Consider the following 25473-nt stretch of genomic DNA (forward strand, 5'->3'; position numbering starts at 1 on the left):
GAAAAAATTGAGGGCGAAAGTGTAACGCTTATCGCCCTGCGGGGAAATCATTACAGTGCAGGTTGTTCGCCTGAAGCGGTATGCATGACCAGAAGATTTTTCGAATCCTGCGGCATGCCATCTGGCATCACGTTCTCCAGACGTAGTACATCGCCCATGATCTGACTAAAAACAGGGGCCGAGACTGCCCCGCCATAATAGCTGCCGTTTTGCGGATCGTTAATCACTACCACCAGCGCATAACGCGGATGACTGGCAGGCGCAACCCCCGCGGTATAGGCGATGTATTTATCAACGTACTTGCCATCATCACCAATCTTTTTAGCCGTCCCGGTTTTGACCGCCACGCGATAATCACGCACGGCGGCCTTAATACCGCCGCCGCCCGGCAGCGCCACGCTTTCCATCATATGTTCAACCTGATGAACAATCTCTTCGGGCATCACCCGCTTCCCCATTACCGGTGGATCGATACGGGTAATCGATAACGGCCTTTCAAGGCCAAAGCTTCCGATAGTGGCATAGACATGTGCTAATTGTAGGGGGGTGACCATCAAACCATAGCCAAATGAAAAGGTGGCGCGATCAAGCAGCCCCCAGTACTGACGCTGTGGTAAAAGGCCCCTGCTTTCGCCAGTAAGACCAAGCCCGGTAGACTCGCCAAAGCCGAAATTTTCATACGTATCGATTAGATGCTGTACAGGCATCGCCAGCGAAAGTCGGGAGACGCCGGTATCGCTCGATTTCTGCAAAATACCGGTCAACGTCAGTTCAGGATAGTAACCGACATCGCGGATGCGGTGTCCGTCGAGGGTGTAGGGATGGGTATCGACCACGCTGCCAGGTTGCACAATCCCCTGCTGAAGTGCGGTCATAATAACCAGTGGTTTTACTGTCGAGCCTGGTTCGAAAGTATCGCTGATCGCCCGGTTACGAAAATCGTCCAGCGTCGCGTTTTCCCGATTATTGGGATTAAAATCCGGGAAGCTTGCCATTGACAGGATTTCACCGGTATCAATCTTGATCAATACCGCCGCTCCCGACTGCGCTTTGTTCCATCTGACCGCATTATCGAGTGCATCCTCGGTTACAGTTTGCAGGCGTTCATCAATGCTGAGCTGGATATTATGAGCCGGAACCGGGGTGATATCGTTTAGATTTTCAATAACCTGCCCATGGCGGTCGCGGCGCACCAGCCGCGCGCCCGCCTTGCCCGTCAACTGAGCGTTGAAACTCTTCTCTACCCCCTCAATGCCCTGACCATCAATATTCGTAAATCCGATCAGGTTGGCGGCTACGTGGCCTGCCGGATAAAAGCGGCGGGATTCTTCGCGCAAATTAATGCCCGGCAAGTTGAGTTTACCGACCCATTTTGCCTGCTGCGGATCGACCTGACGTGCCAGATAGAGAAATCGTGATTGCGGATGTTCATGTATGCGCCGGGTAAGCGTATCCAGGGGCATATGCAGCAGTGACGCCAGCCCCTGCCAGCGAACATCCGTCCCCGGCCCACCTTTTTGCAATAGTGTATAGGGATCGGCCCAGATGGCATCAACCGGCACGCTCACGGCCAGCGGCTTTCCGTTACGATCCTCAATCATTCCGCGTGGGGCCGCCGAGGGGATTTCACGCAGCGATCGCATATCTTCTTGTTTCACCAGCTTGTCGGGTTCAACAATTTGTAGCCATCCGACCCGCGCCAGCAATATCCCAAGACATCCCATAATCGCCATACAAACCAGTGCAAAGCGTAGTGTAGTGAAAGGCTGGCCCGCATTAATACTTTTGTTCTGCACTCTGACTCCAGTCGTTCGATATAAAGCGATGCGGACAGGAGAATACCCGTTACACCGGGCCAGTGGTGAGAATTATGGTGTCGTTTTGCAACAAACCACGACGAGAAGAGGGGTGCTGTAACACTTTGAAAAATAGTCGTAAAAAAGCCCCGCATCAGCGAGGCTTTAAAACTGAAAGTGATGCGCCTGCGCGCGACAAGATCAGTGGTATTAAATTCAGATTGCGGTTACGTTAACAGCAGCCGGGCCTTTCTGACCGTCCTGAATTTCAAACTCAACGTTCTGGCCTTCAGCCAGAGTTTTGAAGCCATTACCCTGGATTGCAGAGAAGTGTACGAACACATCTTTGCTGCCGTCAGCAGGGGTAATGAAACCAAAACCTTTAGATTCGTTGAACCACTTAACTTGACCTTTGATCTTCGCCATTTGCAAAATTCCTTAGAGAGTTTTCTTCGCCCGGAGGCTCTAACATGGATAAACCTGAGACATTACATTACTGCATGAGGCACTAATAAAAGGTTCGGCAGAGAAGCGGTATTCAACGCAACGTGTTTACTCAGGACTTCTTTACTGAAAATGCCACACATAAACAGAACTGTACCTCGTTTAACCTGAAGGTGTTATCACATACAACGTAAATTATGGCAAGCCATTTTTAAACGGGTATCGATCTATCGCACATATTTATTAAGTCTTTTTTGCCTGATCCGCATTTTATGCGCATTTTATGATAAAGCAAAATGGCTTCTAACCGGACGGGGGAAGCAGGTTTGAGGCTGTGAGTCAGGCGTTACGCCATAGTGTAACGTCTTTCAGAAGCTAAAAAGATGCTGACCGTTCATCATTTGTTCAGGGAGTTAGATGATTTTGTGCATAGTTATGCATAAAAAATCATAGCTAACAATTAGCACTGGTGCTCATAAGGAGACAGGTCACTAAAATTTAATCAATGCTTAATACTAATTAAATAGATTTATAATGTGCACCAAAATAATGAACCTCGGATAATAATGCATCATAAAAAGGCAATAAAAACGTTTCGATGAAGATAAGCTCATTCTTAATGAGATAATGATATCAGGATTTACGTTCAGACTGTGCTAATAAGGCAAGATGAGAAAGAGGAATGACACCTAAGGCAGAATCAGATCGTGTGCACCACTGGTGTGCAACGCGGCGGAAATGACCCGGCAATGATACTGCATCTTTGCCGGGGAGTCGGTTACCGTTCTGCAACCAGACGAATGAAATCGTCATCATCGGCCTGTGGCTGCTCAGGTTGCGCGGGAGAGTCAACTTTTTCAGGTTCATTCGCCTCACACAGTCTGCGCAGCAACGCATTTTGCCGTTTTTGCTGATCGAGCAATTCTTCCAGCAACTCGATTTGCTCATTCACACGAGAACTGGCGCGGTTAACGAAAAACCACAGCAGCAGTCCCATAACCAGCACGACAACCGAAACCAACAGTGAGGCCAGATTAAGCGCCCCGGTACTCATTAAATCGTTCATTTCACCACCTCAAAGGAAACACGCTATCTTACCACTCGCGGCGGGGAAGGAAATCACTGATAGCAAAAATGCTTACCACGGGATGAATTTGTTGACTGCACAGATACCGCTAAAAAACTGTACATCCTGATCGCACAGTACATTGAGCAACTGGGTCCAGATGAGCAAACCGAGAACGATGGCTCCCATCAGTACCACCCACCTAAATTTTTTCACTCCGGGCTCCAAATTATCACCTGATGCGACCAGGTTAACATGCGTATCTTAAACAGGGGGTTAACTGTTCGCGCTTCGAATTATTTAGAGACTTTTCGCCTTGTTCTGGCCGCTCATGCCTGTAGTCTAACGCCCACGATAACAGGATAAAAGGAGTCGTTATGCGCCAGGTTATTCGAATCATTATGTTGCTGGCACTGATCTGGATTGGTTTATTGCTCAGCGGTTATGGCGTGTTAATTGGCAGCAACGTTAACGCAGCGGGCATGGGACTGCAATGTACCTATCTCACCGCTCGCGGCACCAGCACCGCCCAGTATGTGCATTCTGATAGTGGGATCATTGGTATTAATAATTGCCCGCTGTTGCGTAAAAGTGAAACGGTGATAGAACACGGATAGTCACTGGCAGCACGCCGCCCTCTGGCGGCGTGCTCAGGCTCAGAATGGATAGGCCGTGTACCCCATTTGTTCTGAAATTTTACGCGCCGCCGTATGCAGCATTGCGACATATTCATGTAAGCGCTCTTCCGAGAAACGCAGGGTTGGAAACGAGATGCTTAAACCAGCAATGACCACACCAAAACGATCAAAAACCGGCACGCCAATGCAACGCAGCCCTTCTTCTTGTTCTTCGTTATCCTCACCAAAACCCTGTTCACGGACTTGATCGAGAAGTGGTAGCAACGCTTCAGTACTGGTTATGGTACGTCCTGTGCTGCGCTTATACTCAACGCCTTCAAGAATTTGCTGTACCTCGTCACGATCGCGCCAGGCCAACAGCACTTTACCAATTGCCGTGCTGTAGAGCGGGTTGCGGCGGCCAATGCGTGAATACATACGCAGGTTATACATCGAATCAATTTTATGGATATATACAATACTGTCTTCATCCAGCGCGCCAAGGTGGATAGTTTCTTTCGTCAGACGCGACAGTTCGCGCATCTGAATATCCGCGCTACGGATTAAATCGACATTCTGTAGCGCACGTGCGCCAAGCTCAAAGAGTTTAAGGGTCAGTGAATACTTTTCTGATTCCCCTTCCTGAGCAACATATCCCAGTGATTTCATGGTCTGCAAAAAGCGATAAACGGTGCTTTTTGACATCATGACGCGCTGCGACAGCTCGGTAATCCCAATTTCACGCTCTTCACCAAGCGCCTGCAGGATGCCAAAAACCTTCAATACTGAAGAGACAGAATCTGGCTGCTTGTCCAAATCTGCGAGTGCCATTTATCACCTCTGGGTTTTGTTTTATAAAAATCAGAACGAGTTTTTATTATAAATTCGCGTCTTCCCTGCCGCAACGGTTCTTCTGCCACTTCCTTACAAATCTGCGAGCAATCGTTGAATTATCAGTGCTAAAATTATTTTCTGAATAATAATTTTCTTTTCTTATCGTTTTTCATATGAATAAAACCGCTTCGGATGGTCTGCCTGTACCCCAACGTTATGGGGCAATTGTCACTATTATTCTTGGTATCGCGATGGCCGTGCTGGATGGTGCCATTGCCAATGTTGCCCTGCCCACCATTGCCGGCGACCTGAATGCGTCGCCCGCAGCGTCCATCTGGATAGTCAATGCGTATCAAATTGCGATCGTCATATCGCTCCTTTCGTTGGCTTTTCTTGGGGATATGTTTGGCTACCGGCGTATCTATAAGATCGGATTGGTGGTTTTTACTTTTGCTTCGCTGGCTTGCGCGTTGTCGGATTCTCTGTTGACGCTGACGATTGCCCGCGTGGCACAGGGCTTTGGCGGCGCAGCGTTAATGAGTGTCAATACTGCGCTTATTCGCCTTATCTATCCGCCACAGCAGCTGGGACGTGGCATGGGAATCAACTCTTTTGTTGTTGCTGTCTCCTCTGCCGCCAGCCCCACAATTGCGGCGGGTATTCTCTCCGTCGCCTCCTGGCAGTGGCTGTTTTTAATTAATGTTCCCCTTGGCGTGATCTCGCTGGTGCTGGCACTGCGGTTTCTTCCGCCAAACGGTGCGCGCAGTAACAGCCCACGCTTCGACGTGCCAAGTGCCGTAATGAATGCCCTGACGTTTGGATTACTGATTTCAGCCTTGAGCGGGTTTGCCCAGGGACAGTCGCGGACATTAGTTATGGCGGAGATCGGAGTAATGCTTGTCGCAGGATTTTTTTTCGTCCGTCGTCAACTTCAGTTGCCTGTTCCCCTTTTACCGATAGATCTGCTGCGCATCCCGATTTTCTCGCTCTCAATTTGCACCTCCATCTGCTCATTCTGCGCGCAAATGCTGGCGCTGGTTTCCCTGCCCTTTTTCCTGCAAACGATCCTCGGCCGCAGTGAAGTGGAAACTGGATTGCTACTGACCCCCTGGCCACTGGCAACCATGGTCATGGCACCGCTGGCCGGATACCTGATTGAGAGAGTACATGCTGGATTACTGGGAGCGCTGGGAATGGTAGTGATGGCCTGCGGTTTATTCGCACTGGCATGGTTGCCCGCGGCACCAGCAGACTGGGCAATTATCTGGCCGATGATCCTGTGCGGTGCTGGTTTCGGCCTTTTTCAGTCGCCCAACAACCACACTATTATTTCCTCTGCGCCACGCCAGCGCAGCGGCGGAGCCAGCGGGATGTTGGGCACCGCAAGGCTGCTGGGACAAAGTATCGGTGCCGCGCTGGTAGCATTACTGTTTAATCTGAATGGTGACGCCGGTACGCACGCTTCACTGCTCCTGGCCGGAACGCTGGCGACGATTGCAGCTATTGTCAGCGGCTTACGGGTTACTCAACCCCGGGCGCAGGCGTAAAAAAAGCCCGGTCGCGGATTCACGGCCGGGCATGTCATGCAGAGCAATTACTTCAGATATTCGCCGCTACGCAGCGCCTCAATACGCTTGTCCAGCGGCGGGTGAGTCATAAAGAACTCGCTCCACGATTTAGCTTTGCCGTTAATGCAAAATGCCATCATGCTGCTCGCCTCCTGGGGCTCATAGCTGGTTTTCAGACGCTGCAACGCAGCAATCATTTTTTCACGTCCTACCAGACGTGCTGAACCGGCATCGGCATGAAATTCGCGATGGCGTGAGAACCACATGGTGATCATGCTGGCAAGGATACCAAACAGCAGTTCCAGCACCATCGCCACCGCAAAGTAGATCAGCGGGTTGCCATTATTACCCTCCCCTTCATCCCGATTGCCACCCAGAAAACCGGCGGCGATCTGGGCAAGAATGCGGGAGATAAAAATGACGAAGGTGTTTACTACCCCCTGAATCAGCGTCATCGTGACCATGTCACCATTGGCAATATGACTAATTTCATGCGCAATGACGGCCTCGGCCTCGTCGCGGCTCATGTTCTGCAACAAGCCAGTACTGACGGCGACCAGTGAGGCATCACGGCGTGCGCCGGTAGCAAAAGCGTTGATATCCGGCGCATGATAGACTGCCACCTGTGGCATGGCGATGCCGGCCTGATTTGCCTGCGTAGCAACGGTCTGCATCAGCCAGCGCTCGGTTTCGTTGCGCGGCTGTTCAATCACTTCCCCCCCAACAGATTTGAGGGCCATCCATTTCGACATCATTAGCGAAACGATCGAACCACCAAAACCAAACAGCAGCGCCATGATTAGCAGGCCGGTCATACTGCTCGACTGAATTCCTGTCAGGCTTAGCACCAGCCCGAACACCACCATTACCGCCAGGTTGGTTAACAGGAAAAGCGCGATTCGCATCATAATATTTTTTAACCTCGGTTTAACAAAACGCACTATGCGATAACCATATCGTATGGGTATTACCGCTTTTTTCAAGCGAACAGAGACGCTAAGTCACGAGAATCACGCAACTTTACATTTTGAAGGGGGTTTTTTACGTCAGAAGAGACTGGTAAAAAAACAGGCACAATTGCTTGTGCCTGTTGGGAGGTTATTTGTTTTTTGCGGGTTGTGCCGCGGGCTGCTCTTTTTGCAGGTGAGCAAGATCAACCGCAATATGCACCGTCTCATCAAGATACGGATCGGGTTCCTGATAATCCTTCGGCAAATCGTCGAGTTTTTTCAGCAGCGGTTTACCCACACGCGTAAAGCGATCGTTAATCCGCGCCAGACGGGTGGCATCATCTTCGGCATTCTCTTTTTCACGCTGAGCGTAATTAAGAGAAACGTTGTTCCGTTTGTCTTTTAGGGCATTGAACCGTGCGATGTCTTTGATAATGTACTGGAACTCATGATCCTCCGCGATACGTGCGTTGTGATCTTTGAGCAATTCAGGGCCAAAGGGGGTCAAATCGCCTGACTTCACGAAAGTCGCCGCGTTGATGCTGTCCCATGGCAGCGCATTATCTTCGAACTTCTCACCGGTTTCCGTCTCTTCAGTGCCGGTCGGCATGATGATATCCGGGGTAACGCCTTTACGCTGAGTACTGCCACCGTTAACACGGTAGAATTTCTGGATGGTATACTGCACCGAACCCAGGGCCGGCCACTCAGGACGCAGCATCTGATCGTAAATACGATTCAGGGAGCGGTACTGCTGTACGGTACCTTTACCAAAGGTTGGCTCGCCGACAATCAATGCCCGGCCATAATCCTGCATGGCTGCAGCAAAGATTTCCGATGCCGATGCGCTGAAGCGATCGACCAGCACCACCAGCGGGCCTTTATAATACACCACACCATCGGTGTCGCTGTCTTCGCGCACCTTACCGTTGTTATCACGTACCTGTACTACCGGACCGGACGGGATAAATAGCCCGGAAAGAGAGACAGCTTCAGTCAATGCTCCGCCACCATTGGTGCGCAGGTCAATAACCACACTGCTGACGTTCTGTTTTTCCAGCTTCTGCAACTGCACCTTAACGTCATCCGTCAGGCCAACATAGAAACCCGGTATATCCAGTACGCCGACCTTCTCTTTACCCACGTTTTTTACCGACATCTTGACCGCACGGTCTTCAAGGCGGATGCGTTCGCGGGTCAATGTGATAATGCGCGTTTTGGTGCCTTTACCCGCAGGCAGGACCTCAAGACGCACCTTACTCCCCTTAGGCCCTTTGATCAGCGCTACCACATCGTCCAGACGCCAGCCGATAACATCCACCATGCTCTGACCCGGCTGGCCAACACCCACAATGCGGTCGCCTACAGCAATCGCTTTGCTTTTCGCGGCTGGTCCACCGGCGACCATGGAGTTAATTACCGTGTAATCATCATCCATCTGCAATACTGCGCCGATCCCCTCAAGGGACAGGCTCATTTCAGTATTAAACTGCTCGGTATTACGTGGCGACAAATAGTTGGTATGCGGGTCAATCTCATGGGCGAATGCCGTCATCGCCAGCGAAAATACATCTTCGCTGTTGGATTGGGTCAGACGACGAATGGCAAATTTATAGCGACGACTCAGGGTGTCGCGGATTTCTTTGTCCGTTTTGCCGGTCAGCTTCAGACTCAGTTCATCATACTTAACTTTGCCATCCCACAACGCATTCAGCTCAGCCTCATCTTTTGGCCACGGAGACTTACTGCGATCGAGATTGAACGTATCGTTACCGGTAAAATCCATCGGCCGTTCCAGTACTTTTAATGCGTACTGATAGCGTTCAAAACGCCGTTGCTGCCCAAGGTTATACAGCGCGTAGAAGACGTCGAGTTTACCGGAACGAAGCTCGTCGCCGAGCGTCGTGTTTTTATAGGCGAATTTTTATACGTCGCTGGCTAACAACACGTTATGGCTGTAGTCGAGCAAATTCAGATAACGATCGAAAATTTTGGCCGAGAATGCCTTATCCAGATCGAACTGGCGGTAGTGCGAGCGCGTAAAGCGCGATGTGACGCGCTCGCTTACCGTAGAGTGCTGAACCTCTTCCTTAAGAACCGGAATTTGATCGGCACGGGTGATCTCGTTCGCTGCAAAAGCATGGCCTGCTGCTAAAAACATGCCTGCGATTGCAGTGAGCTTAAAAAATGTGTTCATGCCAGGCCTGGCCTCCGTTTCAGAACACCAGGTGTTCTGCGCGTACAATCATTGACATACCAGACGTCAGCTGTACTCGAACGCCATCTTTGGTGATTTCCAGGATGGTAGCATCCATGGCGTTATTTCCTGCCTTCACCTTCAGGGATTGTCCCACCGTCAGCGCTGACAGATCGGAAACCGGCGTCAGTTTCTCTTCACGCACCGCAGGCTGCGCTTTTGCCGCAGGTTTAGCGCTGCGAGGTTTGCGTTCACCCTCTTCTTTACGCCGTACCTGAGGACGCGGCTTACGTTCGCGACGTGGTGCATCGTTAGCCTGCTGAGCTTCACCGGCGGCTTCCCGTTTTTTTGCCTGCTGCTCGGCACGTTGTGCCTGAACGCGAGCTTTCGCCTCTTCAAGTTGCTGACGGGCATGAAGCACATGCTGCTCGTCCAGCTCACCGCAGGCATTGCCGTCGAGGTCAACACGGGTTGCGCCAGCTTTGATACCGTACAGGTAGCGCCAGCTGGAGGTGTAAAGGCGCAACGCGGAGCGAAGTTGAGTTTTGCTGAGATTCATCTCACCTTCAACGCGCGCGACCAGATCCTGAAAAATGCCGATTTTAAGCGGACGCGCCTCACCTTCAGCACTGAAGCACTGAGGGAAACGTTCGGCCAGAAATGCGATAACTTCTTTACTACTATTCAACTTAGGTTGATTTTCCATGAAATTTCCTGATTACAACGGACGTAGCCAACAAGCCCGCAGGCATGAACAGGCGTCATTATAATGACGCTATCGGTAATTGCTACGTTATCCGTTGATTATCCTGCTTTGAGGGCAAAGAATTTTTGATAATCGCTGGCAGCAAGCAGCGTCTCAAGATGCCCGACCAGTTCACTCAGCCCCTGCTCGTCCTCGGTGGTGAAGCGCGAGAAGAGAGTACTGTCGATATCCAGAACGCCAATAATCTGATTTTCGACCGTCAGCGGCAGGACGATTTCGGCGTTGCTGGCGGAATCGCAGGCGATGTGACCGGCAAAAGCATGCACATCATCCACTCGCTGGATACGGTTTTCAGCCACCGCCGTGCCGCAGACGCCGCGCCCGATTGGAATACGCACACAGGCGATTTTCCCCTGGAAAGGTCCTAGCACCAGGGTTTCCCCCTCCAGTAAATAAAACCCCGCCCAGTTTACCCCTTCCAGGCGCTCAAAAAGTAGTGCGCTGGTATTAGAAAGAATCGCCAGAAAACTGGTTTCTCCTGCCATTAATGCCTTTAAATCGCGGTTCAGATCCGCGTAAAATTCTGTTTTGTTCATTATCTAACCACTTGTATTAACCCAGTCGCCGGCTCGTCACCTGACGATTTGCACTATAAAATAAGCATTAAATGCGTTTAGGCTCAAGGTGAATCCCATTCATGAGTTAAGATAGTTTTATATATCCATTCCAGTTCTCAATAAATGGCACTTAAAGCAAACACGGTTACACCGACCAAAAAAATTATCGTACATTCGGTTAGCGATCCGCTGCCCCGCGCACATTATCAACGTTGTCCGCAATGCGATACGCTTTTTATGTTGCCGGTGATGAAATCGCATCAAAGTGCGTATTGCCCGCAATGTGAAGCGAAGATCCGCGACGGTCGTGACTGGTCCCTGACACGTCTGGGGGCTATGGCCATTGCCATGCTGCTGCTCATGCCTTTTGCCTGGAGCGAACCGCTGTTACGCGTCTACCTGTTGGGTATCCGAATTGATGCCAACGTGCTTCAGGGGATCTGGCAGATGAAAGAGATGGGCGACCCCATTACCGCAGCAATGGTATTATTTTGTACCGTCGGTGCGCCGCTGGTGCTGGTCTGCGCGATTGCGTATTTGTGGTTAGGAAATGTCCTTGGCATGAATTTGCGCCCGGTCCTTCTGATGCTGGATAAACTTAAAGAGTGGGTGATGCTGGACATTTATCTGGTGGGCATTGGCGTGGCCGCAATAAAAGTCCAGGATTATGCGTTTATTCAGCCGGGTATTGGCTTGTTGGCGTTCATTTGCCTGATGCTGCTCAGCATTCTGACGCTTATTCACCTGAATATCGAACAGCTGTGGGAGCGTTTTTACCCCACGCGCCCCGCCACCCGCGCCCATGACAATCTGCGCGTGTGTCTCGGGTGCCATTTTACCGGCCTGCCTGATGAGCGCGGACGCTGCCCGCGATGCCATATTCCGCTGCGCCTGCGCCGCCGTCATAGCTTACAAAAGTGCTGGGCCGCGTTAATCGCCTCGCTAATCTTTTTACTGCCTGCTAACCTGCTGCCTATCTCCATTATTTATCTTAATGGCGGTCGTCAGGAGGATACGATTTTCTCCGGCATTATGTCGCTTGCGAGCAGTAACATTGCCGTGGCGGCAGTGGTGTTTGTTGCGAGTATTCTGGTGCCATTTACCAAAGTCATCGTACTGCTTACACTGCTTATCAGCATTCACTTTAAATGGGCATACGGGCTGCGATTGCGGATTAATCTGTTGCGCATGGTGATTTGGATCGGCCGCTGGTCAATGCTGGATTTATTTGTTATTTCGCTGACCATGTCGCTGATTAATCGCGACCAGCTACTTGCGTTTACCATGGGGCCAGCTGCGTTTTATTTCGGCGCAGCGGTAATTTTGACTATTCTTGCTGTTGAATGGCTGGACAGCCGCTTACTTTGGGATGCACATGAGTCAGGAAACGCCCGCTTCGACGACGGAAGCGCGAATTAAAACAAAACGGCGTATTTCGCCATTCTGGCTACTGCCGGTGATCGCATTATTGATTGCAGGCTGGTTAATCTGGAACAGCTATGAAGATCGTGGCACGACGATTACTATCGATTTTATGTCCGCTGACGGCATCGTGCCGGGGCGCACGCCAGTGCGCTATCAGGGCGTTGAAATCGGTACGGTGCAGGAGATCCGCCTGAGTGACGATCTGAAAAAGATTGAAGTCAAAGCCAGCATCAAAAGCGATATGAAAGATGCGTTGCGCAGTGAAACGCAGTTCTGGCTAATTACGCCGAAAGCCTCTCTGGCCGGTATTTCCGGTCTTGATGCGCTGGTAGGAGGTAACTATATCGGGATGATGCCTGGTAAAGGTGAGCCGGAAGATCATTTCACCGCGCTGGATACGCAGCCTAAATATCGCCTGAACAACGGCGAGCTGATGATTCATCTACACGCGCCCGATCTTGGCTCGTTGAACAGCGGGTCGCTGGTCTATTTCCGTAAAATCCCGGTAGGTCGGGTCTATGATTATGCCATTAATACGGATAAAGAAGGCGTCACCATTGATGTACTCATTGAGCGTCGCTTCACTAATCTTGTGAAAAAAGGCAGTCGTTTCTGGAATGTCTCGGGCGTTAAAGCCGACGTTGATTTTAGCGGCGCGAACATTCAACTGGAGAGTCTGGCGGCACTGGTAAACGGCGCGATAGCTTTTGACTCCCCTGAGCAATCTAAGCCGGCAACGCAAAACGATGAATTCGGGCTATATGAGGATTTAGCTCACAGCCAGCGCGGCGTATTAGTGAAGCTCGACCTGCCCAGCGGTAATGGGCTTAAAGCGGGTTCCACTCGCCTGATGTATCAGGGGCTGGAAGTGGGTGAGCTGAGTAAAATCAAGCTTGATCCCGGCGGCGCGGTGAGCGGTGAAATGACCGTTGATCCCAGCGTGGTCAATCTCCTGCGAGAAAATACTCGCATTGAGCTGCGCAGTCCGAAGCTTTCTCTGGGTAACGCCAGCATCAGTTCCCTGCTAACCGGCAGTACCTTTGAACTGGTGCCAGGTGAAGGTAAACCACGCGATCATTTCGTGGTATTGCCTGCTGATAAAACGCTATTACAGGAACCTGACGTACTGACCCTGACGCTAACCGCACCGGAGAGCTACGGTATTGACAGTGGGCAACCGCTGATCCTGCATGGCGTGCAAATCGGCCAGGTGCTGGAGCGTAAACTGTCAGAAAAAGGTGTCTCGTTTGCTGTCGCTGTCGACCCGCAATATCGCGATCTGGTACACGGTGACAGTAAATTTGTGGTCAATAGTCGGGTTGACGTAAAGGTCGGCCTGGACGGCGTTGAGTTTCTTGGTGCCAGCGCCAGCGAATGGGTGAACGGCGGCGTGCGTATCCTGCCCGGTAAAAAAGGCGAAATGAAATCCAGCTATCCGCTGTATGCGAATCTGGAAAAAGCGCTGGAAAACAGCCTTAGCGATCTGCCGACGACCACTCTGACCCTCACCGCCAGTACGTTGCCTGACGTACAGACGGGTTCAGTCGTGCTGTATCGTAAATTTGAGGTCGGCGAAGTTATCACTGTACGTCCACGCGCCAATGCGTTTGACATTGAACTTCACATCAAGCCGGAGTATCAAAATCTACTCACTAAAGACAGCGTCTTCTGGGCTGAGGGTGGTGCGAAAGTGCAGCTTAATGGTAGCGGACTGACCGTGCAGGCCTCACCGCTTTCACGCGCGTTAAAAGGTGCCATTAGCTTCGATAACCTCAGCGGTGCGGGCGGCAGTTTACGCAAAGGTGACAAGCGCATCCTCTACGCGTCAGAGACCGAAGCGCGCGCGGTAGGCGGTCAAATCACTCTGCATGCGTTTGATGCTGGCAAACTGGCGGCCGGGATGCCGATTCGCTATCTGGGCATTGATATCGGCCAGGTTCAGACACTGAATCTCATCACCTCGCGTAATGAAGTGCAGGCAAAAGCAGTGCTTTATCCGGAATATATGCAAACCTTCGCCAGGGCGGGAACGCGTTTCTCAGTGGTCACGCCACAGATTTCTGCGGCAGGCGTTGAGCATCTGGATACGCTGCTGCAGCCGTACATTAACGTTGAACCTGGTCAGGGTAATGTACGCCGCGAGTTTGAACTTCAGGAGGCGACCATTACCGACTCCCGCTACCTTGACGGCCTCAGTCTGGTCGTAGAGGCACCGGAGGCCGGCTCCCTGAATATCGGTACGCCAGTGCTTTTCCGTGGAATTGAAGTCGGCACTGTCACCGGCATGACGCTGGGTTCGCTGTCAGACAGGATCATGATCAACATGCGCATCAGTAAACGCTATCAGCACCTGGTGCGTAATAACTCTGTATTCTGGCTGGCATCCGGCTATACGCTGGACTTTGGTATTACCGGCGGGATGGTGAAAACAGGAACGTTTAACCAGTTTATTCGCGGCGGCATTGCCTTTGCGACCCCGCCTGGAACGCCACTGTCGCCGAAAGCGCAGGAAGGTAAACACTTCCTGTTGCAGGAAAGCGAGCCGAAAGAGTGGCGGCAGTGGGGAACCGCCCTGCCACGCTAACCCTCCCTGCTCCGGCGTACCTGCGCCGGAGCAATTGTGGTACACTGCGCACCCGTTTTTTCTATGGTGTGCACCGTGGCGACCCGTTCTGTCTTTTTCCCTGATGAATTTCTGACGCAAATGCAGGCCATCATGCCTGCCTCACTCTCAATGGACGATTTCATTGCCGCCTGCCAGCGCCCCTTGCGCCGCAGTATCCGCGTCAATACGCTTAAAATCACGGTGGCTGAGTTTCTGACGCTGGTGGCTCCTTATGGCTGGCAGTTAACGCCCGTCCCCTGGTGTGCAGAAGGTTTCTGGATCGAGCGTGAGGACGAAGACGCTCTCCCTCTGGGCAGCACGGCGGAGCATTTAAGCGGGTTATTTTATATTCAGGAAGCCAGCTCCATGCTGCCGGTCGCAGCGCTTTTTGCTGATGGCGACCTGCCGCAGCGGGTCATGGACGTTGCCGCCGCGCCGGGCTCGAAGACCACGCAGATAGCCGCCAGAATGGGCAATACGGGGCTTATTCTGGCAAATGAGTTCTCCGCCAGCCGGGTAAAGGTGCTGCATGCCAATATCAGTCGCTGTGGCATCAGTAACGTGGCGCTCACCCATTTCGACGGACGAGTATTTGGTGCCGCCCTGCCGGAGCAGTTTGATGCCATCCTGCTTGACGCGCCGTGCTCCGGAGAAGGCGTGGTGCGAAAAGATCCCGACGCCTTAAAAAACTGGTCGCCGCAAAGCAATCTGGAAATCGCCGCCACCCAGCGTCAGCTTATCGAAAGCGCTTTTCACGCCTTGCGCCCCGGCGGCACGCTGGTGTATTCGACCTGCACCCTGAACCGGGAAGAGAATGAAAAAGTGGTGCAATGGTTGCTGGCCCGTTTTCCACAGGCCGCAGAGGTTGTGCCACTGGGCGATCTTTTCCCCCAGGCTGACGATGCACTTACGTCTGAGGGCTTTCTGCACATTTTCCCGCAAATTTATGACTGTGAAGGCTTCTTTGTGGCCCGCCTGCGTAAAACAGCGGCGATTGATCCCCTGCCCGCTCCCGGTTATAAAGTCGGTAAATTCCCCTTTACGCCGATGAAAAATCGCGAAGCCGCGCAGACGATCGCCGCCGCCAACGGGGTCGGTCTTCGCTGGGACGATAGCCACTCACTGTGGCAACGCGATAAAGAGATCTGGCTGTTCCCCAGGGAAGCAGAAGCTTTTCTCGGCCAGATTCGCTTTTCCCGCATCGGGCTTAAGCTGGCTGAGACGCACAATAAAGGCTTTCGCTGGCAGCATGAAGCGGTTATTGCCCTCGCTGAGGGTGAAAAACAGCGCGTGGAACTGAGCCAGGCCGAAGCCGAAGAGTGGTATCGCGGCCGCGATATTTATCTGCACCATTTGCCTGCCAGCGACGAGGTGCTGGTCACTTTTCAGGGCTTCCCGCTGGGGCTGGCAAAAAAAGTCGGTTCGCGGATGAAAAACAGTTATCCACGCGAGCTGGTGCGTGATGGGCGGTTATTTGCGGGTAAGGCGTGACGAGAAACCAGGATTCAGCATCTTCTGACTGGCGATTTCATCACCGTTGACTACGCTAAAAGATGGGCGACGTAACTGGTCGTACCACGTTTTTAGCAGATCAACGGAGAGCAATATGACGAAAACGAATGTACGTATCGGTGCCTTCGAGATTGAAGATGCTGAGCTGAATGGCGATACTCAGGGCGAACGAACGTTAGTCATCCCCTGCAAATCAGACCCGGATTTATGTATGCAACTCGACGCCTGGGATGCGGATACCAGCGTTCCGGCCATTCTTGATGGTGAACATTCCGTTCTTTATCGCGAACATTATGATCAGCAAACTGATTCCTGGGTGATGCGCCTTGCCTGACCCAAAATGAACCCGTCCATGAGGCGGGTTATTTATCCTCTCACATTTCCCCCGTACCGTTTCATCCCCTACACTTAACCTATGTTTTGGCAGGTCTGAGGAAAGGATGTACGCACTGGTACTGTTTATTTGTTATCTTGATGGCGGCTGTGATGACATCGTAGTCGATGTTTACAATACCGAGCAACAATGTGTGGTAGCCATGCATGAGCAACGGCTGCGTCACGGCGGCTGCTACCCTGTTGAAGAATTTATTGATGGTTTCTGGCGACCTGCCCAGGAATACAGCGATTTTTAATCTCTTGCCTTTATGTTCCGGGTCACTCCCTGGCCCTCCTCCCTGCACCCTATCTCTCCGTTGACCAGCACGGGTATTTGGGCATGCGATAGTTAAGCCACACTAAAATTTCCTGACATTAATAGTAGCTTCATTTAATATCAACTTTCTGTAACAATTCGCGTGGTCATCCTAATAATCAAAAGATAAGAAGCTGAAAAATGGAAAGAATTTACCTTGAGAACAACGCGTATGATATAGGTTTATCCGAAGGGCTTTTTTTCGCACAACCTGCTGAAGGCGATCGTATTTCCGGGACAACGCTGGAAGAATTAGCGAAAAGTTTAGCTTACGTAAACAATTTCTCGTGCGAAGAGATTCTCCAGACGATCATTAATTCTCTCTAATCTTCCTACCCGCTCTCAAAGGCGGGTAAAACGTTTTCCCCTTTTCGTCTATTCCAGCGCATAAAAAAATAGCGCATCGCACCAAAAATAGTGGACGCACGTGGGGCTGAGTATGTTATGGTTTAGGCCGAATACGGAGAATTCATGTAATTTTCGGGGGATTTAGTGGAGAGGCTAAATGAACCCTTAGTATTCAACTAGATAAAAAGAGACCGAATACGATTCCTGTATTCGGTCCAGGGAAATGGCTCTTGGGAGAGAGCCGTGCGCTAAAAGTTGGCATTAATGCAGGCTTAGTCGCTCTGCCTTATAAGAATAGTTGACCGTGCCAGGTTTTCCAGTCTGTCGCAAAAGCGGCCAGAAAAATTCCCTGACATTTGTGTCAAAAAAGAAAAAAACCGCAGCTTTTCATGAAGATAAGCCTGCGGTTTTTTATTGGAAATTAGCCAGCTATTTTCCCTTACTGGCAGAGCTTCTGTGCTCGTTCAATAAAGGGTGCCAGGCTCATTTTTTGCCCCGGGCGATTCGGGTCGTCAATCTGGATGACGCTCAGCGGCTGCCCGCTCATTTTGCCGTCCTTTATCTGCTGCTGAGCAACAGCATTGAGCGGATACTGCACCAGCGTCGAGGGGTTTATCACGACCAACGCATTGCCGGGACGGCACGTCAACATCACCTCTTCGCGATCGAAGGCCCATTTATCCTTACCAATATCAAAGCGGCTAACGGTAATGAGCCCTGGAGCCGCCAGCGCAGCGGCGGCATAGCTCATCAGAACAGCAGAAATCACAATTTTTTTCATGGTTTTCGCCAAATATTTCACTCTTCAGAAAGGCTCCCAGGTAGCGAACAGGCTGACGATAGCCAGTACCAGTGCTCCAAGGCCCATTTCAGCCTGAGTCATGTGAACAAAGAAAGTGTGCATCCGCGTATTGTCGCGGTTCATTCGCGGTACCAGAACATAACGGTTCACCAGAGCAATAGCGACCATTACTGCTACAAGCACACATTTTAACACCAGCGCACGTCCATAGGCGGATGCACTTAACCACTCCCCCTGCACCAGCCAGGCATTATTAATGCCGGTTAGCAGTACGCCCGCGACTGCCAGATGACCATAGCGCGAAAAGCGCAGCATGGTATAAATGGCGGGATGTCGCCAGCGTCCTTTCGCCAGTCGTAAACAATATAAAAAGGGAAGCAGGCCGCCGAGCCAGACGGATGCGCACAATAAATGCAGCGCCTGATTAGCCCGGTGAATGACACTTATCAATCCCACATGCATTGCGGCGTGGCCGACACTTGCCTGAAGAACGATTTGTGCGCAAAGAAGCATCAACACTAAAGCCATATTACGGTACGGACGCATCCAGGCAATCGCCAGCGTTAAACCACTCAACACTATTTGCCATAACCAGACATTACCAAACTGGGTGCCCACAACCGCCCACCAGACCTCAGGACGCCAGACATCTGGCCAGCCCCCGGCCATCATGCCACCCTGCACCATTAATAGCAGCAACGCGGTTGACGCATTGAGCGCCAGCAACAGGTAAAGCGGCAAGCGGAAACGGCGGGCAATCCGCTGACGAACCCTATCGGGGGCCAGCCACGCACTGAAGAAAACGCAGCCGAACGCCAGTAATAGCGCCGTAAAATGCGCAAAACGCAACCCGACCCAGGCACTATCCAGCATTTTATTTCACGCTGAAATTATAGTGCCCCTGCGTTTTATGCCCATCAACTGACACGACGTGCCAGTCAACGGTGTAACGCCCCGGTTTAAGCGGTTGATTCAGGGGGATAATCAATTGCGTTTGATCTTTTTCATTACGCTTTGCTTTTCCCGTCTCAATGACTGACTCCGCTGGCCCGGTTAACGTCACGCCGCTAAAATTCGCTTCGACGCCTTCAGAGAAATTAAGTGTTAATGCCTGGGGAGCAGCGGCAACCTCGGCGTCGGCTGCCGGATACTGATGTTGAAGATGGGCATGAGCTAAAACAGCAGGCGCTGTTAATAACGCCGCCAGCATAAGCACTATGCTACGCGCAGAAGGGGCGATAAAAGCCATTATGTCATTCCTTTTTGTTATGTAATTGCATTAAAGAATAACGCTGTATAATGCCTTAGTCGAGAATAGTCATCGGCGGACTTGTTATTCTGCGGCAGTCTTAGTAACTTTTGCGTGTTTAAGAAAGGAGAGACCGATGCACACCAATCTGGCCCAGCTTCCCCAGCAGGAAATGGATAAAATTAACGTCGATCTGGCGGCCGCTTCTGTGGCATTTAAAGAGCGCTACAATATGCCCGTTGTCGCCGAAGTGGTTGAACGCGAACAGCCGGAACATCTGCGCGACTGGTTCCGCGAACGGCTTATTGCTCACCGCCTCGCCTCCGTTAATTTGTCACGCCTTCCCTGGGAACCTAAAGCGAAATAAGCGTGATTTTTTTTGCCAATTCAGGAGTCAGCCATGCTGCGCGTTATTGATACCGAAACCTGTGACTTGCAGGGAGGCGTAGTAGAAATCGCCTCAGTAGATGTCGTGGACGGGAAGATAACGAATCCGATGAGCCATCTGGTCCGCCCGGACCGCCCCATTAGCCCGCAGGCCATGGCTATCCATCGTATCACTGAAGCCATGGTGGCAGACCAGCCGTGGATAGAAGAGGTTCTGCCATTTTATCAGGGTAGCCAGTGGTATGTAGCGCATAATGCCAGCTTTGACCGCCGGGTGCTGCCTGAGATGAACGGTGAGTGGATCTGCACCATGAAAATGGCGCGTCGCCTGTGGCCGGGAATTAAATACAGCAATATCGGTCTGTACAAATCGCGCAATCTGAAGGTGCAGACCCCGGCGGGGTTACACCATCACCGGGCGCTGTATGACTGCTATATTACCGCTGCGCTGCTGATCGATATTATTAACACCTCCGGTTGGACGCCTGAAGAGATGGTCGAAGTGACGGGGCGTCCAGGGCTCATTTCAACCTTTAGCTTTGGTAAATACCGCGGCAAACCGGTGGCTGAAGTCGCCGAGCGCGATCCGGGTTATCTACGCTGGCTATTGAATAACCTCGACAGAATGAGTCCGGAAATGCGCCTGACGCTTAAACATTATCTGGATAAAGCCTGATCCTCTGCTTTGCCGGGTAAGGTGCCCTGCGCAAGCGCGATAAGGAACGTGTACTCCATTGCCACGCCCTCGTAGCTTTTAAAGCGCCCGGACTTGCCGCCGTGCCCGGAATCCATATCGGTACAGAGCAGCAGCAGATTCTCATCGGTCTTTAGCTCACGCAACCGCGCGACCCATTTCGCCGGTTCCCAGTATTGTACCTGGGAGTCGTGCAGGCCGGTTGTCACCAGCAAATGCGGGTAGGCTTTGGTCTCAATGTTGTCATAGGGGCTGTAGCTTTTCATGTAGTGATAATAAGTTTCATCCTTGGGATTACCCCACTCCTCAAACTCACCGGTAGTCAGTGGGATAGACTCGTCCAGCATAGTGGTCACCACATCGACAAACGGTACCTGCGCAATCACGCCGCGAAACAAATCCGGGCGCAGATTAATGGCGGCTCCCATTAACATACCGCCCGCGCTGCCGCCCATGCCAAAGCAGCACTTCACATCGCCATAGCCCTGTTTTAGCAGGGCATCGCAAACGTCCAGATAGTCATTAAAGGTATTTTTCTTTTTCAGGAATTTCCCTTCTTCGTACCACTGCTGGCCCAGCTCCCCGCCGCCACGGACATGGGCGATGGCGAAAACAAAACCACGATCGAGCAGGCTCAGTCGGCTGCTACTGAAATCCGCATCCATACTGGTACCGTAAGATCCATAGCCATACACCAACAGGGGATTCTTACCTTTACGAAAATGCTGGCGGTGATACACCAGGGACACGGGAACTTCAACGCCGTCGCGCGCAGTTATCCACAGGTGTTCGCTGCGATAGAGGCTACTGTCAAAACCTGCCACCTCTGATTGTTTCAGCACCTGCCTTTCACCCGTATCCATATCCAGCTCAAACAAGGTATCCGGCGTGGTCATTGACGAATAGCCATAGCGCAAACGGGAAGTTTCTGGCTCAGGGTTATACGCAAGCCAGGTCACGTAGGCCGGATCGTCAAAGGCAATGCCTGTCACTTCACGCGTTTTACGATTAATTTGCCGCAGACTGGTTAACCCACGCTGACGCTCTTCCACCACCAGCCAGTCGGTAAACAGGGTAAAACCTTCCAGCATGATGTCGTCACGTGCAGGAATCAACACTTCCCACTGGCGCTCATCCCGCACGCGGCTACGATAAAGGCCGAAGTTTTTCCCCTCACGGTTAGAGCGAATATAAAACTTATGCTGATAGTGATCGATGCTGTATTCATGATCTTTACGCCGCGGCAAAAATGACAGGATCTCCGCGTCGGCCAGCGACGCATCCAGCAGTAAAACGTCACTGGTGGTAGCGCTGGAGAGATAAATGACAATGAAATGCTGAGACGTGGTTTTATGCAACCCGACGTAGAAGGTCTCATCACGCTCTTCATAGATCAGTTCGTCAGACGCTGACGGCGTGCCCACCCGATGCCGCCAGACCTGATACGGTAATAAGGTGACCGGGTGTTTACGCACATAGTAGAGCGTTTGTGAATCGTTGCCCCAGACAAAATCGGGAGAAATATTATCCAGCAACTCAGGATACCAGTTGCCGGTTTGCAGGTTACGCAAGCGCATACCGTACTGACGGCGTGACAGAAAATCCTCTGCCAGCGCCATGATGGTGTTATCCGGAGATATCGCCATTCCGCCAAGCGTATAAAACTCGCTATGCGCCGCCCGTTTATTCGCATCCAGCAAGAGTTCCCACTCATCCCACTCAGCAAGCAGAACTGACTGACGCTGATAAATCGCATATTCGCAGCCCGGCTCATAAATATGCCGGTAGCGATAGCCATTTTTAGTCCATGGTGCTGAAACCTCACGCTGCGGGATACGCGCTACAATCTCTTGCAGGACCCGGTCCTGGAGATCGTGTTGTGAGGCCATAACCCGGTGACCATAACTGTTTTCCTGATGAAGGTAATCGAGCACGTCAGGATCGGTACGTGTGTCATCGCGCAACCAGTAGTAGTTATCGGTACGCGTGTCACCGTGCAGGGTCATGGTGTGTGGTATACGTTTCGCTTTCGGTCGCATAGATTGGTTCTTTTGCTTATATTACATCCTATAAGGTTGGCAAAAGACGCCAGCGATGCAAGCGAAACGCAGGCACTTTACGCACAAATCATTCAGGAAGCGCCTGTTTTTGCTGCTTAAGATCCTGTTCCACCCCGTCCCGGACCTCCTGGGGAATATTTAACGCATCGCCGAGGGCGTTAAGGTAGCTGCGCTCCATAAAGTGATCGACATCGATAGCCGCACAGCTCAGGAAGTATAATTCCAGGGCTTCTTCTTCATTGGGTACGTCCCGCGCCAGCCGCTGCGGGTCGAGAGGTTGCTCCATCGCCTGTGCGACCAGCGCTCTGCCCTGCTCTTCCACACCGGCTTCACGCATCTGCTGCTCGATGGCTTCGCGCTCAAGCTCGTCAATATGACCGTCACTTTTAGCGGCAAACACCAGCGCCAGGATCAGGCGCTCGGTTCGCTTATCCAGCGCCGTAGTTCGGGTGCCGTACTGAGGTTCCTGCTGATGCGCCTCACGGATCTTTTCTTTATATTTATTCCATAACACACTTCCGGCGACCGCGCCGCCGCCCATGAGTAGCGCACCCGTCCCGTATTTACTAAGAAGTTTACGTGAGGCTTTGTTGCTCACCAGCAGCCCTGCCAGGCCACCGAGCGCCCCTGGCACCAGTAACTTATTAAGGCCCTGTTCGCCAGAAGAGGAGGAAGAGACGCCTTTTTGCGCCAGAAGAGACTGTAGCTGATTGAGCCAGTTTGCCATGGGGTAAGCCCTCCGGTTATCTGATAACGATAATTCAGAGTAAGCGAAGAGACGTCAGAAAGTGTCAAGCCGGCAAAAGGTGCGCAAATTACTGTCGATTATCGACTCTGATAGCTTGCACTTCCTGCGGCACAGTCAACTTGTACCAGATAGTGAATATCGGCGCTTCTGCCGCGCACAGTGATGGGTACCTTCCATTGACCTTTAGTGCCCGTCACCTCGTTGCTGTCCACCCACACTACCGGGTCAGCCTGGCCGATTTTTTGCCGATCTTCAGCCCAGCGCACGATGCGATTTTGCTGATAGTCACGCTTAACGCTTGCAGCAACACCGTCAGCATCCAGCTTTTCGCAGTTCGGAAATTTAACCGTCTTTGAGTGCGGGTCTTGACTCACCGCTTGCACTGACGCACTTCCTGCCAGCAGTAGCAGACATAAAAGCGCTCCACGTTTGTTCATGTTTTTCTCCTTAAGACCCGGAATTAGGCAGGGTTAAAGAAAAAGCATGGTACAAAACGGCAGGAGCGCAAGTGACCGTTATGCAGCTTTTGTCCGCTTAGCGGGCGTATCATCGGTGACCGCCTTCGGCGCAGGTAATTTTCCGGCTTTCAGCAAATTACCAAGTACCTCTTTTTGTTCGGCAAGCCACATCGCCATAACTTCACGCTGCTCGTCGTCCAGCGTAACCGGCGACTGACCAAGCCAGGTACCTAATACTTCCGCCAGATCGAGCATTTTGTCGTAAGCATCGGCTTCCTTCTTGCTGGCAAAAGACATTTTTTCCTCACCTTCACGGATCACAACGTATTTAACTTCAACCGCCATTTTGCAGCCCCATATCACTGTAATTTTATACAGTATATCACTCCATTTTCAGGGGATCAATCTTACAGGACCGTATTCCATCAAAGACAGACGCAATCGTTTTCGTTTATACTGCACACAATTGAGTTAAGGGGAAAAATGATGGTTATGTTAGGTACTGCGCTGCGTTCGGCGGCGACCCGCGTCATGCTGTTAGGGTCTGGCGAATTAGGAAAAGAAGTCGCCATTGAATGTCAGCGTCTTGGACTGGAGGTAATTGCAGTCGATCGCTACGCTGATGCCCCGGCTATGCACGTCGCCCACCGTTCATACGTGATTAATATGCTGGACGGGCAGGCCCTCAAGGCGTTGGTCGAAGCTGAAAAACCGGATTATATCGTGCCAGAAATCGAAGCAATCGCCACCGATATGCTGATTGAACTGGAGCAGACCGGGCAGAACGTGGTTCCCTGCGCACGGGCCACACAATTAACAATGAACCGCGAAGGTATTCGTCGCCTGGCAGCAGAAACATTGTCGCTGCCCACCTCAGCGTATCGCTTTGCGGATAGCGAAGACGCTTTCCACCAGGCGGTAAGCGAAATTGGCCTGCCCTGTATCATCAAGCCGGTAATGAGTTCGTCGGGTAAAGGGCAGAGCTTTATTCGCACTGAGGCGCAACTGAGTCACGCCTGGCAGTATGCCCAACAGGGCGGCCGCGCGGGTGCCGGACGTGTCATTGTTGAAGGGGTGGTTAATTTTGATTTTGAAATTACCCTACTGACAGTGAGCGCCGTCGACGGCGTGCATTTTTGCGCCCCGGTGGGACATCGCCAGGAAGACGGCGATTACCGGGAGTCCTGGCAGCCGCAGCAGATGAGTCCTCTGGCGCTGGCGCGGGCGCAGTCCATCGCCCGTGACGTGGTGCTGGCGCTGGGCGGCTATGGGTTGTTCGGCGTGGAGCTGTTTGTGTGCGGCGACGAGGTTATTTTCAGCGAGGTCTCTCCCCGCCCGCATGATACCGGGATGGTTACGCTGATTTCTCAGGATTTGTCAGAGTTTGCCCTGCACGTGCGCGCGTTTCTCGGCCTGCCGGTCGGCGGCATTCGTCAGTATGGCCCGGCGGCTTCGGCGGTAATATTGCCGCAGTTAACCAGCCAAAATATCACATTTAATCACGTCGAAGCCGCAACCGGCGCTGGCATGCAGGTGCGCCTGTTCGGCAAACCCGAGATTGACGGTACGCGTCGGTTAGGCGTTACGCTTGCCACCGGTGAAAACAATGAGGACGCTATCGCGCGGGCAAAAGCGGCTGCGGCCAGCATTGTTGTTGAAGGATAAATAAAGGGCGCTGATGCGCCCTTTCTGATACCCG

Annotated in this window: 26 protein-coding genes and 2 pseudogenes; 11 read left to right on the forward strand and 17 right to left on the reverse strand. The window is 51.9% G+C overall.

Features of this window, described 5'->3' with window-relative positions:
* Window positions 1–50: 50 nt before the first annotated feature.
* The 5 genes and pseudogenes from ftsI to mgrB all read right to left on the reverse strand — a co-directional run bounded on the left by ftsI (window position 51) and on the right by mgrB (window position 3522).
* A complete protein-coding gene (ftsI, locus tag CHU32_RS13355; RefSeq protein ID WP_245880221.1) occupies window positions 51–1796 on the reverse strand; it encodes a peptidoglycan glycosyltransferase FtsI in 1746 nt (581 codons plus the stop codon).
* A gap of 216 nt (window positions 1797–2012) precedes the next feature.
* Window positions 2013–2222 (reverse strand): transcription antiterminator/RNA stability regulator CspE, encoded by a 210-nt coding sequence (gene cspE / locus CHU32_RS13360; RefSeq protein WP_001062678.1) that lies wholly within the window; start codon window positions 2220–2222, stop codon window positions 2013–2015.
* A 39-nt stretch (window positions 2223–2261) separates the two neighbouring features.
* A pseudogene (locus tag CHU32_RS13365) lies at window positions 2262–2383 on the reverse strand (DUF2627 domain-containing protein).
* 635 nt (window positions 2384–3018) lie between these two features.
* Window positions 3019–3306, reverse strand: coding sequence for a YebO family protein (locus CHU32_RS13370; RefSeq protein ID WP_103676017.1), 288 nt, complete (start codon window positions 3304–3306; stop codon window positions 3019–3021).
* 72 nt (window positions 3307–3378) lie between these two features.
* On the reverse strand, window positions 3379–3522 hold the full coding sequence (mgrB, locus tag CHU32_RS13375) for a PhoP/PhoQ regulatory lipoprotein MgrB (RefSeq protein ID WP_103676184.1): 144 nt from the start codon (window positions 3520–3522) through the stop codon (window positions 3379–3381).
* 161 nt (window positions 3523–3683) lie between these two features.
* On the opposite strand from mgrB, the gene CHU32_RS13380 reads away from it, so the two are divergent.
* Window positions 3684–3923 (forward strand): YobH family protein, encoded by a 240-nt coding sequence (locus CHU32_RS13380; protein ID WP_103676018.1) that lies wholly within the window; start codon window positions 3684–3686, stop codon window positions 3921–3923.
* A gap of 39 nt (window positions 3924–3962) precedes the next feature.
* Here CHU32_RS13380 and kdgR read toward each other — a convergent pair whose 3' ends face one another.
* Window positions 3963–4754, reverse strand: a complete 792-nt coding sequence (kdgR, locus tag CHU32_RS13385) for a DNA-binding transcriptional regulator KdgR (RefSeq protein WP_103676019.1) — start codon at window positions 4752–4754, stop codon at window positions 3963–3965.
* Between the two features lie 176 nt (window positions 4755–4930).
* On the opposite strand from kdgR, the gene CHU32_RS13390 reads away from it, so the two are divergent.
* Window positions 4931–6304 (forward strand): MFS transporter, encoded by a 1374-nt coding sequence (locus CHU32_RS13390; protein WP_103676020.1) that lies wholly within the window; start codon window positions 4931–4933, stop codon window positions 6302–6304.
* A gap of 47 nt (window positions 6305–6351) precedes the next feature.
* On the opposite strand, the gene htpX is transcribed toward CHU32_RS13390, so the two are convergent.
* From htpX to CHU32_RS13410, 4 genes and pseudogenes are all read right to left on the reverse strand, one after another.
* Window positions 6352–7233, reverse strand: a complete 882-nt coding sequence (gene htpX, locus CHU32_RS13395) for a protease HtpX (RefSeq protein WP_103676021.1) — start codon at window positions 7231–7233, stop codon at window positions 6352–6354.
* Between the two features lie 190 nt (window positions 7234–7423).
* Window positions 7424–9472: pseudogene (gene prc, locus CHU32_RS13400) on the reverse strand (carboxy terminal-processing peptidase).
* Window positions 9473–9491: 19 nt separating this feature from the next.
* A complete protein-coding gene (gene proQ, locus CHU32_RS13405; RefSeq protein ID WP_103676023.1) occupies window positions 9492–10178 on the reverse strand; it encodes an RNA chaperone ProQ in 687 nt (228 codons plus the stop codon).
* Between the two features lie 98 nt (window positions 10179–10276).
* Window positions 10277–10774 (reverse strand): GAF domain-containing protein, encoded by a 498-nt coding sequence (locus CHU32_RS13410; protein ID WP_103676024.1) that lies wholly within the window; start codon window positions 10772–10774, stop codon window positions 10277–10279.
* 144 nt (window positions 10775–10918) lie between these two features.
* On the opposite strand from CHU32_RS13410, the gene yebS reads away from it, so the two are divergent.
* The 6 genes from yebS to CHU32_RS13440 all read left to right on the forward strand — a co-directional run bounded on the left by yebS (window position 10919) and on the right by CHU32_RS13440 (window position 17355).
* Window positions 10919–12214, forward strand: a complete 1296-nt coding sequence (gene yebS / locus CHU32_RS13415; protein WP_103676025.1) for a membrane integrity lipid transport subunit YebS — start codon at window positions 10919–10921, stop codon at window positions 12212–12214.
* Window positions 12171–14804 (forward strand): PqiB family protein, encoded by a 2634-nt coding sequence (locus CHU32_RS13420; RefSeq protein WP_103750865.1) that lies wholly within the window; start codon window positions 12171–12173, stop codon window positions 14802–14804. Before yebS ends, CHU32_RS13420 begins: the two co-directional genes overlap by 44 nt.
* A 63-nt stretch (window positions 14805–14867) precedes the next feature.
* Window positions 14868–16316, forward strand: a complete 1449-nt coding sequence (rsmF, locus tag CHU32_RS13425; protein WP_425444894.1) for a 16S rRNA (cytosine(1407)-C(5))-methyltransferase RsmF — start codon at window positions 14868–14870, stop codon at window positions 16314–16316.
* A 115-nt stretch (window positions 16317–16431) separates the two neighbouring features.
* The gene (locus tag CHU32_RS13430) at window positions 16432–16671 is read left to right on the forward strand and encodes a YebV family protein (protein WP_103676027.1); all 240 of its coding nucleotides are present in this window, start codon (window positions 16432–16434) and stop codon (window positions 16669–16671) included.
* Between the two features lie 106 nt (window positions 16672–16777).
* Window positions 16778–16969, forward strand: a complete 192-nt coding sequence (locus CHU32_RS13435) for a YdfD/YebW family protein (protein WP_103676028.1) — start codon at window positions 16778–16780, stop codon at window positions 16967–16969.
* A gap of 200 nt (window positions 16970–17169) precedes the next feature.
* Window positions 17170–17355 (forward strand): hypothetical protein, encoded by a 186-nt coding sequence (locus CHU32_RS13440; RefSeq protein ID WP_103676029.1) that lies wholly within the window; start codon window positions 17170–17172, stop codon window positions 17353–17355.
* Window positions 17356–17815: 460 nt separating this feature from the next.
* On the opposite strand, the gene CHU32_RS13445 is transcribed toward CHU32_RS13440, so the two are convergent.
* Genes CHU32_RS13445 through yobA form a run of 3 tightly spaced genes read right to left on the reverse strand, consistent with a single transcriptional unit; the run spans window position 17816 to window position 19427 of the window.
* A complete protein-coding gene (locus tag CHU32_RS13445; RefSeq protein ID WP_103676030.1) occupies window positions 17816–18157 on the reverse strand; it encodes a YebY family protein in 342 nt (113 codons plus the stop codon).
* 24 nt (window positions 18158–18181) lie between these two features.
* Window positions 18182–19051 carry a copper homeostasis membrane protein CopD gene (gene copD / locus CHU32_RS13450; protein ID WP_103676031.1) on the reverse strand — a complete coding sequence of 290 codons (870 nt, stop codon included), beginning with the start codon at window positions 19049–19051 and terminating at the stop codon, window positions 18182–18184.
* A 1-nt stretch (window position 19052) separates the two neighbouring features.
* Window positions 19053–19427: a CopC domain-containing protein YobA gene (yobA, locus tag CHU32_RS13455; protein ID WP_103676032.1), complete on the reverse strand. Its 375-nt coding sequence runs from the start codon at window positions 19425–19427 to the stop codon at window positions 19053–19055.
* Between the two features lie 136 nt (window positions 19428–19563).
* Between yobA and CHU32_RS13460 the strand changes: the two genes are divergently transcribed.
* Together CHU32_RS13460 and exoX are read left to right on the forward strand one after the other, a co-directional pair.
* Complete coding sequence (locus CHU32_RS13460; protein WP_103676033.1) at window positions 19564–19794, forward strand: DNA polymerase III subunit theta; 231 nt, start codon at window positions 19564–19566, stop codon at window positions 19792–19794.
* Window positions 19795–19827: 33 nt separating this feature from the next.
* Window positions 19828–20490, forward strand: coding sequence for an exodeoxyribonuclease X (gene exoX / locus CHU32_RS13465; protein WP_103676034.1), 663 nt, complete (start codon window positions 19828–19830; stop codon window positions 20488–20490).
* Here exoX and ptrB read toward each other — a convergent pair.
* From ptrB to CHU32_RS13485, 4 genes are all read right to left on the reverse strand, one after another.
* Window positions 20472–22547, reverse strand: a complete 2076-nt coding sequence (ptrB, locus tag CHU32_RS13470; RefSeq protein ID WP_103676035.1) for an oligopeptidase B — start codon at window positions 22545–22547, stop codon at window positions 20472–20474. The genes exoX and ptrB overlap by 19 nt on opposite strands.
* 88 nt (window positions 22548–22635) lie before the next feature.
* Window positions 22636–23295, reverse strand: coding sequence for a tellurite resistance TerB family protein (locus tag CHU32_RS13475; protein ID WP_103676036.1), 660 nt, complete (start codon window positions 23293–23295; stop codon window positions 22636–22638).
* A gap of 98 nt (window positions 23296–23393) precedes the next feature.
* The gene (gene yebF / locus CHU32_RS13480; RefSeq protein WP_103676037.1) at window positions 23394–23753 is read right to left on the reverse strand and encodes a protein YebF; all 360 of its coding nucleotides are present in this window, start codon (window positions 23751–23753) and stop codon (window positions 23394–23396) included.
* Between the two features lie 78 nt (window positions 23754–23831).
* Window positions 23832–24119, reverse strand: coding sequence for a YebG family protein (locus tag CHU32_RS13485; protein ID WP_103676038.1), 288 nt, complete (start codon window positions 24117–24119; stop codon window positions 23832–23834).
* A 141-nt stretch (window positions 24120–24260) separates the two neighbouring features.
* Here CHU32_RS13485 and purT point away from each other — a divergent pair, with 141 nt between their 5' ends.
* A complete protein-coding gene (gene purT, locus CHU32_RS13490; RefSeq protein WP_103676039.1) occupies window positions 24261–25439 on the forward strand; it encodes a formate-dependent phosphoribosylglycinamide formyltransferase in 1179 nt (392 codons plus the stop codon).
* Window positions 25440–25473: the final 34 nt, after the last annotated feature.

Origin of the sequence: Superficieibacter electus, from assembly GCF_002915575.1 — a bacterium.
GTDB lineage: Bacteria > Pseudomonadota > Gammaproteobacteria > Enterobacterales > Enterobacteriaceae > Superficieibacter > Superficieibacter electus.